The organism is Paenibacillus sp. FSL H8-0175, from assembly GCF_045040615.1.
Classification (GTDB): Bacteria; Bacillota; Bacilli; order Paenibacillales; family Paenibacillaceae; genus Paenibacillus_AQ; species Paenibacillus_AQ odorifer.
Genome location: NZ_CP150299.1, coordinates 130,352 through 145,529, shown reverse-complemented (window position 1 = coordinate 145,529; position 15,178 = coordinate 130,352). Strand labels below are relative to the sequence as shown.

The following is a 15,178-nucleotide window of genomic DNA, read 5'->3' as shown; positions in this document are numbered from 1 at the left end:
TATTGCTATGGATTGAAAATGGCGGAGAGAGTGGGATTCGAACCCACGCACCGCTTACGCAGTCTAACCCCTTAGCAGAGGGTCCCCTTATAGCCACTTGGGTATCTCTCCAAACGATATCAGTACCACAGCAATCCAAACAGGAATTTGACTCCCTGAAAACTGAATCCGAAACGAATCTGCATTCTAACTATAGGATAAGCCCTCGACCGATTAGTATTGGTCAGCTCCATGCATTGCTGCACTTCCACCTCCAACCTATCTACCTCGTCGTCTTCAAGGGGTCTTACTAATTGGGAAATCTCATCTTGAGGGGGGCTTCACGCTTAGATGCTTTCAGCGCTTATCCCGTCCGTACGTAGCTACCCAGCCATGCTCCTGGCGGAACAACTGGTGCACCAGCGGTACGTCCATCCCGGTCCTCTCGTACTAAGGACAGCTCCTCTCAAATTTCCTGCGCCCACGACAGATAGGGACCGAACTGTCTCACGACGTTCTGAACCCAGCTCGCGTACCGCTTTAATGGGCGAACAGCCCAACCCTTGGGACCTACTTCAGCCCCAGGATGCGATGAGCCGACATCGAGGTGCCAAACCTCCCCGTCGATGTGGACTCTTGGGGGAGATAAGCCTGTTATCCCCAGGGTAGCTTTTATCCGTTGAGCGATGGCCCTTCCATGCGGTACCACCGGATCACTAAGTCCGACTTTCGTCCCTGCTCGACTTGTAGGTCTCGCAGTCAAGCTCCCTTATGCCTTTGCACTCTGCGAATGATTTCCAACCATTCTGAGGGAACCTTGGAACGCCTCCGTTACTCTTTAGGAGGCGACCGCCCCAGTCAAACTGCCCGCCTGACACGGTCCCCGTACCCGGTAAGGGCACTAGGTTAGAACCTAGATACGATCAGGGTGGTATCCCAACGGCGCCTCCACCGAAGCTTGCGCTCCGATTTCTACGGCTCCCACCTATCCTGTACAGATCGTACCCAAATTCAATATCAAGCTGCAGTAAAGCTCCATGGGGTCTTTCCGTCTTGTCGCGGGTAACCTGCATCTTCACAGGTATTAAAATTTCACCGGATCTCTCGTTGAGACAGCGCCCAAGTCGTTACGCCATTCGTGCGGGTCAGAATTTACCTGACAAGGAATTTCGCTACCTTAGGACCGTTATAGTTACGGCCGCCGTTTACTGGGGCTTCGGTTCATAGCTTCGGGTTACCCCTAACCACTCCCCTTAACCTTCCAGCACCGGGCAGGCGTCAGCCCGTATACTTCGCCTTGCGGCTTCGCACAGACCTGTGTTTTTGCTAAACAGTCGCTTGGGCCTTTTCACTGCGGCCCCCTCGTGCTATTCACACTACCGGGGCACCCCTTCTCCCGAAGTTACGGGGTCATTTTGCCGAGTTCCTTAACGAGAGTTCTTCCGCGCGCCTTAGAATTCTCTTCTCGCCTACCTGTGTCGGTTTGCGGTACGGGCACCTTCTCCTGGCTAGAGGCTTTTCTTGGCAGTGTGAGATCATGACCTTCGCTACTATAATTTTCGCTCCCCATCACAGCCCAGCCTTAATGATGTGCGGATTTGCCTACACATCAGCCTCACTGCTTAGACGGACATCCATCAGTCCGCGTCACTACCCTCCTGCGTCACCCCATCGCTCATAGCGGATTACGGTGGTACAGTAATTTCAAACTGTTGTCCTTCGACTACGCCTTTCGGCCTCGCCTTAGGTCCCGACTTACCCTGAGCGGACGAGCCTTCCTCAGGAAACCTTGGGCTTTCGGCGGATCAGATTCTCACTGATCTTTTCGTTACTCATACCGGCATTCTCACTTGTGTAGTGTCCAGCGCTCTTTTCAGTACACCTTCAACCCCTACACAACGCTCCCCTACCCCAGATACATACGTATCTAGCCATAGCTTCGGTGGTGTGTTTAGCCCCGTTACATTTTCGGCGCAGAGTCACTCGACCAGTGAGCTATTACGCACTCTTTCAATGGTGGCTGCTTCTAAGCCAACATCCTGGTTGTCTGTGCAACTCCACATCCTTTCCCACTTAACACACACTTGGGGACCTTAGCTGATGGTCTGGGCTGTTTCCCTTTTGACAATGGATCTTAGCACTCACTGTCTGACTCCCGGCAATAAGTATATGGCATTCGGAGTTTGACTGAGCTTGGTAATCCTTGCGGACCCCGCACCCAATCAGTGCTCTACCTCCACTACTCTTATACCGAGGCTAGCCCTAAAGCTATTTCGGGGAGAACCAGCTATCTCCGAGTTCGATTGGAATTTCTCCGCTACCCCCACCTCATCCCCGCACTTTTCAACGTACGTGGGTTCGGGCCTCCAGTGCGTGTTACCGCACCTTCACCCTGGACAGGGGTAGATCACACGGTTTCGGGTCTACGTCCACATACTAATTCGCCCTATTCAGACTCGCTTTCGCTGCGGCTCCACCTTCTCGGCTTAACCTTGCATGTTAAACGTAACTCGCCGGTTCATTCTACAAAAGGCACGCCATCACCCATAGATCGGGCTCTGACTTTTTGTAAGCACACGGTTTCAGGTTCTATTTCACTCCCCTTCCGGGGTGCTTTTCACCTTTCCCTCACGGTACTGTTTCACTATCGGTCGCCAGGTAGTATTTAGCCTTAGCAGATGGTCCTGCTGGATTCATACGGGGTTTCACGTGCCCCGCACTACTCGGGATCCGTCTCGGAGAGAACACAGTTTAGGTTACAGGGCTTTTACCTCTATCGCGGGCCTTTCCAGACCTCTTCACCTACCATATTCCTTTGTAACTCCATGTGAGACGTCCCACAACCCCTAAGAGCAAGCTCTTAGGTTTAGGCTGTTCCGCGTTCGCTCGCCGCTACTGACGGAATCACTATTGTTTTCTCTTCCTCAGGGTACTTAGATGTTTCAGTTCCCCTGGTCTGCCTCTACATTTCCTATGTATTCAGAAATGAGTAACTGCGAATTACCACAGCTGGGTTTCCCCATTCGGACACCCCCGGATCAAAGCTTGCTTACAGCTCCCCGAGGCAGTTTCGTTGTTCGCCACGTCCTTCGTCGGCTCCTGGCGCCTAGGCATCCTCCGTGTGCTCTTATTAGCTTAACCTTGATTCTTCCGCAGGAAAATATCATACGATGACATTCTCTTTGGAATCATCTCACTAATAACATTTACTTGTTTGCACAAGTTGCTAAAAGATGTTCTAAAACGCAAATTCGTTTCGGTATCCAGTTTTCAAGGATCAAGTTGAAAAAGTTATTCATTTAAAAATTTATGGTGGAGCCAAGCGGGATCGAACCGCTGACCTCCTGCTTGCAAGGCAGGCGCTCTCCCAGCTGAGCTATGGCCCCATAAAATTACTCTATAGTGTTATATGGTGGGCCTTGGTGGACTCGAACCACCGACCTCACCCTTATCAGAGGTGCGCTCTAACCAACTGAGCTAAAAGCCCATATAACATATATAACATTGTGAATCAACCAATGAATTGGTTGTCCGCTTGGCAACGTCCTACTCTCCCAGGACCCTTCGGTCCAAGTACCATCGGCGCTGGAGGGCTTAACGGTCGTGTTCGGGATGGGTACGTGTGGAACCCCTCCGCTATCGCCACCAAACGCATACGAAAGAGACTTGCTCTTTCAAAACTGAACACGAGTGAGTGTTCGAACCCGAGGGTTCTATCGTGGAAGCTAAGCTTCCGATTTGAATGTTCTCATTGCAGAGAACGATTCTCCATAGAAAGGAGGTGATCCAGCCGCACCTTCCGATACGGCTACCTTGTTACGACTTCACCCCAATCATCTACCCCACCTTCGGCGGCTGGCTCCCTTGCGGGTTACCCCACCGACTTCGGGTGTTGTAAACTCTCGTGGTGTGACGGGCGGTGTGTACAAGACCCGGGAACGTATTCACCGCGGCATGCTGATCCGCGATTACTAGCAATTCCGACTTCATGCAGGCGAGTTGCAGCCTGCAATCCGAACTGAGACCGGCTTTGATGGGATTGGCTCCACCTCGCGGCTTCGCTTCCCGTTGTACCGGCCATTGTAGTACGTGTGTAGCCCAGGTCATAAGGGGCATGATGATTTGACGTCATCCCCACCTTCCTCCGGTTTGTCACCGGCAGTCACTCTAGAGTGCCCAACATTACTTGCTGGCAACTAAAGTTAAGGGTTGCGCTCGTTGCGGGACTTAACCCAACATCTCACGACACGAGCTGACGACAACCATGCACCACCTGTCTCCTCTGTCCCGAAGGCCGCTGCTATCTCTAGCAGATTCAGAGGGATGTCAAGACCTGGTAAGGTTCTTCGCGTTGCTTCGAATTAAACCACATACTCCACTGCTTGTGCGGGTCCCCGTCAATTCCTTTGAGTTTCAGTCTTGCGACCGTACTCCCCAGGCGGAGTGCTTACTGTGTTAACTTCGGCACCAAGGGTATCGAAACCCCTAACACCTAGCACTCATCGTTTACGGCGTGGACTACCAGGGTATCTAATCCTGTTTGCTCCCCACGCTTTCGCGCCTCAGCGTCAGTTACAGCCCAGAAAGTCGCCTTCGCCACTGGTGTTCCTCCACATATCTACGCATTTCACCGCTACACGTGGAATTCCACTTTCCTCTTCTGTACTCAAGCCACCCAGTTTCCAGTGCGACCTCAGGTTGAGCCCAAGGTTTAAACACCAGACTTAAATAGCCGCCTGCGCGCGCTTTACGCCCAATAATTCCGGACAACGCTTGCCCCCTACGTATTACCGCGGCTGCTGGCACGTAGTTAGCCGGGGCTTTCTTCTCAGGTACCGTCACTCCGGTAGCAGTTACTCTACCGGACGTTCTTCCCTGGCAACAGAGCTTTACGATCCGAAAACCTTCATCACTCACGCGGCGTTGCTCCGTCAGGCTTTCGCCCATTGCGGAAGATTCCCTACTGCTGCCTCCCGTAGGAGTCTGGGCCGTGTCTCAGTCCCAGTGTGGCCGTTCACCCTCTCAGGTCGGCTACGCATCGTCGCCTTGGTGGGCCGTTACCCCACCAACTAGCTAATGCGCCGCAGGCCCATCCCTCAGTGACAGATTGCTCCGTCTTTCATTCTTCTCTCAGGAGAAAAAAGAAATTATCCGGTATTAGCTACCGTTTCCGGTAGTTATCCCAGTCTGAAGGGCAGGTTGCCTACGTGTTACTCACCCGTCCGCCGCTAAGTTATTTTGAAAGCAAGCTTTCAAAATAACTCCGCTCGACTTGCATGTATTAGGCACGCCGCCAGCGTTCGTCCTGAGCCAGGATCAAACTCTCCAATTAGTATTGAAAAGAGCGATATGCTCATTTTGAAACATCTGACGAGAAAATTAATTCTCTAATTTGGATTTCACTTACGTGATTTCCCACTCACTCGTTGTTCAGTTTTCAAAGATCAATGTCTCATCTTTCGTCGTCGTTGCTTGTCAGCAGCGACCTTTATAATATATCACAGCGCCTTTGTTTTCGTCAAGCATTTTTTTAATTTCTTTTTTTGCTTGACCATTTCAGCAAGTTGTTAATCAACAGCTTGTCCAAACGGGCGAGACTTAATGTATCATATTTTTCAAAGCCACGTCAAGCATTAAAACAAAATTATTCTTAATCCGAGTAACATCACCACGCCAGGAAGCCCAAGAACCGTTACTGCGCCTATAGTTGCAGGGTTCAAAGGGATATACACCTGCGTGAGCAAACCTGAGAAGTTCACTACATATATCCCGAGTGCAGCCAATACCAAATGAACCCCAAATAAACTTAGCCACCCAAAACCCAGCTTTTTTCTAAATACAACTAAAATTAATAAGATAACGGATAATATCAATACGCCCATAGCTATCATTCTAAGCATGTAGATCCCCCTTATACATTTATTTATAAGCCCTTATATTTGACTGCTGTTCAACCCCAAGCTTTTTGCATGTTTGAGATGTATCTGATATTTACGTTCTGCGGCCTCCAAAATATATATTGCGTAATCTATCTGATCCTGTCCCAACGCCTCGTCGAACATCAGGTACGCCCTCTCCCACTCTGAATGCGCCTTACGGACCTCTAAGAGGGTTTCCCATCCCTCACTTTCCTTTTCGCCTTGTTCCTTATCCACTCCCCACCACAGCTCTCTCCACCATCCCATTTCAATTCCTCCTCAGAATAATTTTGATGCAAAATACACATCTCGTTATTCTCATTCATATCGGGATAGGGACAAACTTAGAACAAAAAAAAGGAAACCCGAGGGCTTCCTTTTTGAAAAATACCACTATAGAGCTGCTAGAATAGCTCGCGACGGCCTTCCAACGCTTTGGACAAAGTAACTTCATCAGCGTATTCAAGATCGCCACCTACAGGCAAGCCATGAGCTATCCTGGTGATTTTAATCTCAAACGGCCGAACAAGACGAGAAATGTACATCGCCGTTGCTTCTCCCTCAATGTTGGGGTTAGTCGCCATTATAAGCTCGCTTACTCTCTCATCACTCAGACGGGTCAATAATTCTTTCAGGCGAATATCATCAGGGCCGATACCCTCCATAGGTGAAATAGCACCCTGAAGAACATGGTAATATCCATTAAACTCCTTGGTTCGTTCTATAGCCACCAAATCCTTAGAGTCTTGAATCACACATATCACTGAAGGATCTCTAGTTTTGTCCTGACATATCTTACATGGGTCCGTATCCGTAATATTACAGCAGACCGAGCAATAGTGAAGATTGCGTTTGACGCTTACTAGCGCTTTTGCAAAATCAATGACTTCATCCTCTTTCATGTTAAGCACATGAAAAGCTAACCGGGCGGCTGTCTTCGGTCCAATCCCGGGCAAACGCGTAAAAGCATCGATCAGCTTAGCTAGCGGTTCGGGATAATACAAATTAATAATTCTCCTTTAGACTGAAGTGGAGTGGGCTATTAGAACAAGCCTGGGATCTTCATTCCACCAGTGAATTTACCCATGTCATTGTTAGCAAGCTCTTCAGCTTGAGTCAATGCATCATTTACAGCAGTGATTACAAGATCTTGCAGCATTTCAACATCTTCCGGATCAACGGCTTCCGGTTTAATTTGAATAGACAGCAATTTTTTGTGGCCGTTTACTTGAACAGTAACTACGCCGCCACCTGATGAACCCTCAATAACCTTGCCTCCGAGTTCCTCTTGAGCTTTAAGCATTTGCTCCTGCATTTTCTTAACTTGCTTCATCATTTGGTTCATATTATTCATACATCGTCTCTCCTTTGGAATGCGCAATTAGCGCTAGTATGTTTATATTACTCTTTTATGACAACAAGGTCTTCTCCAAAAAGCTGGATAGCCTCATCAATCCAAGGTTCAGGTTTAGCTTCTGCAGTATCGTGTTCATGCTCCAATTGCAGTTCTTCTTTGCCAGTCTGTCCCACAGACTTCTGGGCAGCTTCATTCCAGTCACGAAGCATCATGGTTACAAGTCTATAAGGTTTTCCTAGACGCGCTGCAAGCACACTCTCAATAACCTGTCTGTTTGCCGGCTTCTCAGTAGTATCGCGGTGAATCGTGTTCTTGAATGCAACAAGTACCGCATCCTCCATAATCGATACTGGCTCACCGTCTACAAACCATGCATGAACCGTTACCTTTTCCTCTTTTACTCCCTGCAGGACAAGGCTCCACTGTTTATAGACAGCTGCAAAATCGGGACTATCCTTACCAGCAATAAACCTATCTACGTTAGGAGGCATTTTCGAGGCTGAAGAAACCCGCGGTGTTGGAACCGCGTGCGATTTCGGTGCAGGAGCACCATCACGCCCTCCTCCGGAAATACCACCGGATTGCATTGCCTGTTCCAGCTTCTTCTCCAGTGCTGCGATCTGTCTTTTGAGAAGATCCAGTTCACCAGAGTCAACGCTCGAATGATTCGCGCTTACTCCGGCATTTGTTTCACCTAACGGAGCAAATGCGGCGCTCTGACTTACCTCTTGCTGCAAGCTGCAAAGCTTCATCAGCGCCACTTCAAACAGTGTCTGAGGATGTGTTGCGTATTTCATTTCACCTAGGTATTTATTGATTGTATCTACAATCTGAAATAGACGCTCCCGAGAAAATGCGGTGGCCATATCTTTAAATTCAGCAGGATTCAGCACCCTCTCTGTTAATTGATCGGCCTCGGGTACCATCTTAATCATCAATAAATCACGGAAATAATACATGAGATTCTCTAGGCATTTATCTGCACTTTTACCTTCATGCATAAGCTGCTCAACGAGCTCCAGAAGAAGACCCATATCACCTTCTAATATGGCAGTGGCAAGACGTGCAAATTGCTCGGAGGGAATTCCCCCTGTCATTCCTAACACTTGCTCGTACGTAACATTACCATCTGTAAAGGATGAAATCTGATCCAGCAAGCTCAATGCATCACGCATACCACCATCAGATAGACGGGCAATATACTGCAATGCGTTGTTATCCGCTGTAATCCCTTCCTTCTCACAAATAGCAGTCAGATGGGCGGTCTGTTCTTCTAACGCCACTCTACGGAAGTCAAAACGCTGACAACGGGAAATTATTGTCGCCGGCAATTTGTGAGGTTCCGTTGTCGCAAGAATAAACATCGCATGTGACGGCGGTTCCTCCAAAGTCTTTAATAGAGCATTAAAAGCTTCTGTCGTCAGCATATGCACTTCATCAATGATATACACTTTACGGCGCACCTCGGTAGGTGCATACTTCACCTTCTCACGCAGATCACGGATCTCCTCTACGCCCCGGTTTGATGCCGCATCTATTTCCTGCACATCCATTACATTACCCGCAGCGATTCGCAGGCAGGATGGACATTCGTTACAAGGTTCCGGACCTGGCCCACGTTCACAGTTAACCGCTTTAGCTAAGACTTTAGCAGCACTTGTCTTACCAGTTCCCCGCGGACCGCTGAACAGATAGGCATGCGAAACCCGCTGTTCACGAATTGCGTTCTGCAGCGTTTGGATAATGTGCTGTTGTCCAACCATGTCTTGAAACGACTGCGGCCGCCAAGCACGGTACAGCGCGATATGTTCCACTATGCATTACCCTCTCTTAAGCTGCCGCTTTCCCGGCATTTGTCGCAAATTTATTATACTATATTCATCGGCTATTGACCAAAAACAAAAAGCATCTTTGCTTGTGGCAAAGATGCTATGATAAACAGAATTATAAACCGTGCACCTGTTATTGATGGCTACGATCCAAGCGGCACCCCTACATGACTGCTCGAGTTAGGCCACCCTCCGGCACAAGAGTAATCTTACTTATGGCTGCTTCCTTCCGGACCTGACCAGGTTCATAAGCACTCATTGCGGAGGACCCAACTGTCAACACAGCCCGTAGGAACCAAGGCCTCACATCGATAGCACCTCTAACAGGAATTCAACCTCGCTACAGCGGATTGCGAGTTACAGGGCACCGCTACCTCCCCGTCTAGCACGGCGAAGATAAGTATAGCTCACGCTCGGACAAAAATCAACTCCAAGACATAAAATGAGCCCCTCAGCTATACAACTGGGGGCTCAATCTAACCGTTAAGCCGCAAAGCGACTGTTCAAATTAGATACCATATTTCTTCTTAAATTTATCAACGCGACCGCCGGCATCCAAGAACTTCTGCTTGCCAGTGAAGAACGGATGGCAGTTGGAGCAAATTTCGACACGAAGCTCTTGTTTAACAGAGCCAGCTTCGAAAGTGTTGCCACATGCGCAGGTTACCTTAGTTACATTATACTTTGGTTGAATTGCTTCTTGCATTTTGAATTTCACCTCTCATGCCCTAAGCCTCATGCGGACCCAGAGTTATATGATTACACTGTGGTATTTTAGCACGAAATATCAAATTGGGCAATATGTTTCATATTTACATTTTAGCTGCTTAAATATTGATTCCCCGCCGCTTAGCCCGCGCCATATCTGCTGGTGGCACATGTGTATAAGAGCCTATAACTACATCCGGCAGTTCATCGCGGAAAATATCAAGCATCGTCTTCATCCCAAGGATTTCACCCTGGGCAGGAGGAATCAACTCTAAATAACTCTCCGGGTCAATGTTTAGATTGCGCATCTGAATAAGCTTAAGATCAGTACGTCTTACAAACTCCAGCATCGCTTCAATCTCTTCTTCGCGATCAGTCACTCCAGGGAAGATCAGATAATTGATCGATGTGTAAACCCCCTGCGAAGCAGCGTATTTCAAAGATTTTTCTACATTGGCCAATGTATAACCGCGTGGTTTGTAATAAGCATTATAATGGTCATCAAGGGCACTGATTGTGCTGACACGCATCAAATCGAGCCCAGCATCAACGATTCCTCGCATATGATCGCTTAATCCCGCATTGGTGTTGATATTGATATAGCCCATATCAGTAATCGAGCGCACTTCACGAATAGCTTCTATAATAAGTTTTGCCTGCGTGGAAGGTTCCCCTTCACAGCCTTGTCCAAAGCTGATAATCGATTCAGGCGTCTTTAAATGTTCCAACATAACTTGTGAAATTTCGTTGACCGTAGGCCGGAAATTCATCCGAGTCTGCGGAGATACAAAGCCGCTATCATCAGGTTGCTCAGAAATACAGCCAAAACATCCAGCATTACATGAATAAGAGACGGGTACACCGCCCTCCCAACGCCCTAAAAAGGTATTGGAGGAAGTCAGGCATTCATAGCCAAGCGCACAGTTAGAAAGATGCTCATAGAGGCGGTTATCAGGATATTTGGCTGTCATCTCACCAACACTGACTTCAAGATCTTCTTTGTCACAATTAAGTGGATTCCATTTCTCTGGATTATCGGTAGGGTCTGCCGCAACATAGAACCCGCCATCCTTCCACACTACAGCCGAATACCCAAACAGAGGAAGCTTATAAGACTTATCTGTCTTCACATAACCAGGAAGACATAGACGAGTGTAGCCTTGCGGCAGCAGCGCTCCGACAGCCTGCGAACCTTCCGGCAAAGACATCATTTCACCCGTCTCAGGATTCATACCCACAGCACGTGTACTAGGCAAGCCCACGAGCGTAGCACCTTCTGGTAATGGAATTAATTCTTCCTCCAGCATTTCAACAATCATATCCCCACTACGGGCTAGCCCGTACAGTTCAGGATGATCATATACGTTTCCTTGCCCGTCGGCATATACCAAATACATGTTAGTCTCCTCTTATTATCAATTCTCAAGTTGTAGGTACTGAAGGTGTCTTCGCCCGTGTGGTACGACGAGCAGCTGTACCGCTGTTGGAGGTGCCTCCGTTACTTGCAGTCCCGTTTGGTGTTGTTTTTGCCCCAGCAACGTCAAAGGATGCCAAGAACTCAGCATTAGTCTTCGTATCACGCAGCTTTTTGATGAATCCCTCCACAAAATCGTAGGACTCGTTCATATTTTTGCGAATCGCCCAAATCGTATCCAGTTCTTCTTTGCTCAAGAGCACTTCTTCGCGACGTGTACCTGAACGACGAATATCGATAGCTGGGAATATCCGGCGTTCCGCCAATTTGCGGTCCAAATGAAGCTCCATATTACCGGTACCCTTAAATTCTTCATATATAATATCATCCATACGCGAGCCAGTATCTATTAATGCTGTTGCCAAAATAGTTAATGAGCCGCCTTCTTCCACATTCCGTGCAGAACCAAAAAACCGCTTCGGCCGGTGAAAAGCCGCCGGGTCAATCCCCCCGCTAAGTGTACGTCCAGATGGTGGAACCACCAGATTATAAGCACGCGCCAGACGCGTAATGCTATCCAAAAGAATAACTACATCCTTCTTGTGCTCAACTAAACGAAGTGCCCTTTGCAACACAAGCTCAGCCACTTTAATATGATTCTCTGGAAGCTCATCAAACGTCGATGCAACCACTTCGCCTTTTACAGAACGCTGCATATCGGTTACTTCTTCAGGACGTTCATCAATCAGCAATACAAAGAGCTCAATCTCAGGATTATTAGTGGAAATACTATTGGCAATTTCTTTTAAGAGGAGCGTTTTTCCTGCTTTTGGAGGTGCTACAATCAAACCCCGCTGCCCCAAACCTACAGGAGCGAGCAAATCCATTATTCGGGTAGACAAATGAGTAGGGGATGTTTCAAGCGGTAGCTTGTCTTGCGGATAAAGTGGTGTTAATGCTGGAAAATGAAGACGCTCCGCTGCACTAGCAGGGTTCTCGCCATTAACGGCATTGACTTGAAGCAGGCCAAAATATCGTTCATTTTCTTTTGGTGTCCGACATTTACCAGACACAAGATCTCCGCTTCTGAGATCAAACTTACGAATTTGTGAAGCTGAGATGTAAATATCTTCAGCACTGGGCAAATAGTTAATCGGCCTAAGAAACCCATAGCCCTCAGGCAAAATTTCTAGTACGCCTTCCATAAACATGAGACCGCTCTGCTCTGCCTGTGCCCGAAGGATCGCAAAGATCAGTTCCCGTTTCTTCAGCTGTCCGTAATAAGGGATCTGGTATTTCTTGGCCAGCTTATATAACTCGGTCAGCTTCATTTCTTCCAGATCGGAAATTTGAAGATCCATGTAATAACCACCTATTCAATTTTTAAATGAGTTCTTCCTAGTCTATCTACTAGGCAAAAATATGATTCTATTAAAATGCTCATTAGGTTAGTATTACCCCAAATGGAAGGAAATATGCGGTTTGGCCGCAAATTAATACTCCTTCCAAGCGGGATATCCTAATATTATTCATTCTCACGCCAAACATGAGCACCAAGTTGCCGAAGGTTGCTCACTAAATTATCATAACCACGATCAATATACTCTACGCCGGTCACTTCAGTAATACCATCTTCTACTGTTAACCCGGCAATGACAAGGGCTGCACCCGCACGCAGATCAGCTGCCTTTACTTTAGCAGCATTAAGTTTACTGCCCTCAATAATTGCAGATCGGCCTTCAACACGAATCTTTGCGCCCATTCTTACCAACTCTGGCACATGCTTGAAGCGGTTGCTGTAGACGAAATCGCTAAGCACACTAACCCCTTCTGCCTGTGTCAGCATACTTGTCATAGGAGATTGTAAATCTGTAGGAAATCCAGGATAGGTCAGTGCTTTAACATCTGCATGTTCATAATTAGCTCTACCTATAACTCGGATACTTTCATCAAGCTCTTCAATATCCACGCCCATCTCTAAAAGCTTGGCTGTTAAGGCTTCCAAGTGCTTAGGAATAACGTTATCTATCAACACATTACCGCGCGTAGCCGCAGCGGCAATCATATAAGTTCCTGCTTGAATCCGATCGGGAATAATGGAATGACGGCAACCGTGCATTTCCGAGACCCCTTCGATCCGGATGGTTTCTGTACCAGCGCCTTTAATAACAGCGCCCATAGAGTTCAATAGGGTAGCTACATCTATAATCTCAGGCTCTTTAGCCGCATTTTCAATAATTGTAGAGCCTTTGGCTCGTGAAGCCGCCAGCATGATGTTTATAGTGGCACCTACGCTTGATACGTCCAGATAAATCTTCGCACCGCGTAGCTCTTTTGCATATAAGTGGATAGAACCATGTTCGTTGGTAACTGTGGCTCCCAAAGCCTCGAATCCCTTGATATGTTGATCAATTGGACGAGGTTCAAAATTACAGCCACCAGGAAGACCTATTGTCGCTTCTTTGAATCTTCCAAGCAGAGCTCCCATCATATAATACGAAGCTCTAAGTTTCTTAACCGGCCCATTGGGCATTGGAATAGATACAATACGTGAAGGGTCAATTCTCATCTGATTGCCTGACCAGGATACATTAGCGCCAAGCTCTTGCAAGATTTCGGAGTAAACGGCTACATCACTAAGGGACGGTAAATTATCCAGAACAACTTCAGATTCGGCCAAAATTGCCGCAGGAATAAGCGCGATGGCACTATTCTTTGCTCCACTGATGGTTACAACGCCCTCTAGCGGACGTCCACCGCCAATCATTAATTTTTCCATAGATTTATCAATTTCCCCCTACGTGTATTGCAGCTGGGTGGGCAATACGTGCTGTGGACTTTTAGTGATGAAAATGGAAAGACACCGGCTAAGCGGTGTGCTTTCCTCATCAAACTATTCAACTGGACAGAGTAATAGCCCTATCCTTTAACAAATTGCTTGTCCACCTGAGGCGGAAGCTACAATGATTAGGCTTTGTTGTTGGATCCAAATTCGCGAATTTTACCAATAACGGTTTCTTTGATTGCATCGCGACCTGGTGCGATGAATGTACGTGGATCGTAAGCATCAGGTTTAGCAGCTAGAACTTCGCGAACCACTTTTGCGAACACGATTTGGTTCTCAGTGTTCACGTTGATTTTGGAAGTACCCAGGGAGATGGCTTTCTTGATGTCATGTTCAGGAATACCTGTACCACCATGAAGAACCATTGGGATGTTAGTAGCGTCACGGATTTCTTCCATTTCTTTGAATCCGAGGTTAGGCTCGCCATGGTAAGGTCCATGAACGGAACCAAGTGCAGGAGCCAGGGTGTCGATACCTGTTTCTTTCACAATACGTACGCACTCATCAAGCTTAGCATACATGATGCCGCCGATAACGTCGTCTTCTTGTCCACCAACAGTACCTACTTCAGCTTCTACAGAAACGCCTTTAGCGTGAGCATATTCAACGACTTTTTTAGTCATATCGATGTTCTCATCGATTGGGTGATGGGAACCGTCGATCATTACGGATGTAAATCCAGCATCAATTGCTGCTTTACATTTATCAAAGCTAGATCCATGGTCAAGGTGGATAGCTACAGGAACAGTGATATTCATGTCAATAATTAGACCTTCAACCATTTTAACAACAGTAGTGAAGCCGCCCATGTGGCGTGCTGCGCCTTCAGATACACCAAGGATTACTGGTGATTTTTCTTGTTCAGCGGCACCAAGAATAGCTTGAGTCCACTCCAAGTTGTTAATGTTGTACTGACCTACTGCATATTTTCCTTCAAGTGCTTTGTTCAACATGTCTGTCATAGATACTAATGGCATGGTTTCATCCTCCTAAGAATGTTGGTTGGCTATGTTTTTAAACCGACATCACATACAGGCTTATTATAGCACATCCTGTGTCAAATACTAAATAGGGTAAACAAAAAAATGTCCCGGTGGGACGATTTTTATCCAGCCCATATAACAATTA

The 15,178-nt window shown here is 47.4% G+C and carries 10 protein-coding genes, 3 tRNA genes, 3 rRNA genes and 1 other RNA gene; all 17 read right to left on the bottom strand.

Features of this window, described 5'->3' with window-relative positions; genetic code table 11:
• Positions 1–19: 19 nt before the first annotated feature.
• The 17 genes from MHH46_RS00690 to fba all read right to left on the bottom strand — a co-directional run bounded on the left by MHH46_RS00690 (position 20) and on the right by fba (position 15,027).
• Positions 20–111, bottom strand: a tRNA-Ser gene (locus MHH46_RS00690).
• Positions 112–193: 82 nt separating this feature from the next.
• A 23S ribosomal RNA gene (locus MHH46_RS00685) occupies positions 194–3,120 on the bottom strand.
• Positions 3,121–3,289: 169 nt separating this feature from the next.
• Positions 3,290–3,365 (bottom strand) — tRNA-Ala (locus MHH46_RS00680).
• A gap of 24 nt (positions 3,366–3,389) precedes the next feature.
• Positions 3,390–3,466, bottom strand: a tRNA-Ile gene (locus MHH46_RS00675).
• 46 nt (positions 3,467–3,512) lie between these two features.
• Positions 3,513–3,629 (bottom strand): 5S ribosomal RNA (gene rrf, locus MHH46_RS00670).
• A gap of 124 nt (positions 3,630–3,753) precedes the next feature.
• Positions 3,754–5,311, bottom strand: a 16S ribosomal RNA gene (locus MHH46_RS00665).
• The 16S, 23S and 5S rRNA genes sit together here with 3 tRNA genes alongside, the layout of an rRNA operon.
• 301 nt (positions 5,312–5,612) lie before the next feature.
• A complete protein-coding gene (locus MHH46_RS00660; protein ID WP_405132623.1) occupies positions 5,613–5,870 on the bottom strand; it encodes a pro-sigmaK processing inhibitor BofA family protein in 258 nt (85 codons plus the stop codon).
• Positions 5,871–5,912: 42 nt separating this feature from the next.
• Positions 5,913–6,164 carry a DUF2508 family protein gene (locus MHH46_RS00655; RefSeq protein ID WP_076187197.1) on the bottom strand — a complete coding sequence of 84 codons (252 nt, stop codon included), beginning with the start codon at positions 6,162–6,164 and terminating at the stop codon, positions 5,913–5,915.
• 137 nt (positions 6,165–6,301) lie between these two features.
• Positions 6,302–6,901, bottom strand: a complete 600-nt coding sequence (gene recR, locus MHH46_RS00650) for a recombination mediator RecR (protein WP_036679922.1) — start codon at positions 6,899–6,901, stop codon at positions 6,302–6,304.
• Positions 6,902–6,939: 38 nt separating this feature from the next.
• Positions 6,940–7,251: a YbaB/EbfC family nucleoid-associated protein gene (locus tag MHH46_RS00645; RefSeq protein ID WP_036679924.1), complete on the bottom strand. Its 312-nt coding sequence runs from the start codon at positions 7,249–7,251 to the stop codon at positions 6,940–6,942.
• Between the two features lie 47 nt (positions 7,252–7,298).
• Entirely contained in the window at positions 7,299–9,068 is a 1,770-nt protein-coding gene (gene dnaX / locus MHH46_RS00640) for a DNA polymerase III subunit gamma/tau (RefSeq protein ID WP_076195059.1), read from the bottom strand.
• A gap of 137 nt (positions 9,069–9,205) precedes the next feature.
• Positions 9,206–9,474, bottom strand: an RNA gene (gene ffs / locus MHH46_RS00635) — signal recognition particle sRNA large type.
• Positions 9,475–9,591: 117 nt separating this feature from the next.
• Positions 9,592–9,789: a 50S ribosomal protein L31 gene (gene rpmE / locus MHH46_RS00630; RefSeq protein WP_036679927.1), complete on the bottom strand. Its 198-nt coding sequence runs from the start codon at positions 9,787–9,789 to the stop codon at positions 9,592–9,594.
• A gap of 121 nt (positions 9,790–9,910) precedes the next feature.
• A complete protein-coding gene (locus tag MHH46_RS00625; RefSeq protein ID WP_038568079.1) occupies positions 9,911–11,188 on the bottom strand; it encodes a radical SAM protein in 1,278 nt (425 codons plus the stop codon).
• A 25-nt stretch (positions 11,189–11,213) separates the two neighbouring features.
• Positions 11,214–12,566, bottom strand: coding sequence for a transcription termination factor Rho (gene rho / locus MHH46_RS00620; protein WP_036679930.1), 1,353 nt, complete (start codon positions 12,564–12,566; stop codon positions 11,214–11,216).
• Positions 12,567–12,730: 164 nt separating this feature from the next.
• Positions 12,731–13,984 (bottom strand): UDP-N-acetylglucosamine 1-carboxyvinyltransferase, encoded by a 1,254-nt coding sequence (locus MHH46_RS00615; protein WP_036679932.1) that lies wholly within the window; start codon positions 13,982–13,984, stop codon positions 12,731–12,733.
• A gap of 188 nt (positions 13,985–14,172) precedes the next feature.
• Positions 14,173–15,027: a class II fructose-1,6-bisphosphate aldolase gene (gene fba / locus MHH46_RS00610; RefSeq protein ID WP_036679934.1), complete on the bottom strand. Its 855-nt coding sequence runs from the start codon at positions 15,025–15,027 to the stop codon at positions 14,173–14,175.
• Positions 15,028–15,178: the final 151 nt, after the last annotated feature.

Excerpts from the sequence above, each read along its gene's own strand:
- MHH46_RS00655 (WP_076187197.1), bottom strand. The coding sequence starts at position 6,164 with ATGGGATGGTGGAGAGAGCTGTGGTGGGGAGTGGATAAGGAACAAGGC.
- MHH46_RS00645 (WP_036679924.1), bottom strand. The coding sequence starts at position 7,251 with ATGAATAATATGAACCAAATGATGAAGCAAGTTAAGAAAATGCAGGAG.
- rho (WP_036679930.1), bottom strand. The coding sequence starts at position 12,566 with ATGGATCTTCAAATTTCCGATCTGGAAGAAATGAAGCTGACCGAGTTA.
- fba (WP_036679934.1), bottom strand. The coding sequence starts at position 15,027 with ATGCCATTAGTATCTATGACAGACATGTTGAACAAAGCACTTGAAGGA.
- MHH46_RS00625 (WP_038568079.1), bottom strand. The coding sequence starts at position 11,188 with ATGTATTTGGTATATGCCGACGGGCAAGGAAACGTATATGATCATCCT.
- MHH46_RS00660 (WP_405132623.1), bottom strand. The coding sequence starts at position 5,870 with ATGATAGCTATGGGCGTATTGATATTATCCGTTATCTTATTAATTTTA.
- rpmE (WP_036679927.1), bottom strand. The coding sequence starts at position 9,789 with ATGCAAGAAGCAATTCAACCAAAGTATAATGTAACTAAGGTAACCTGC.
- MHH46_RS00615 (WP_036679932.1), bottom strand. The coding sequence starts at position 13,984 with ATGGAAAAATTAATGATTGGCGGTGGACGTCCGCTAGAGGGCGTTGTA.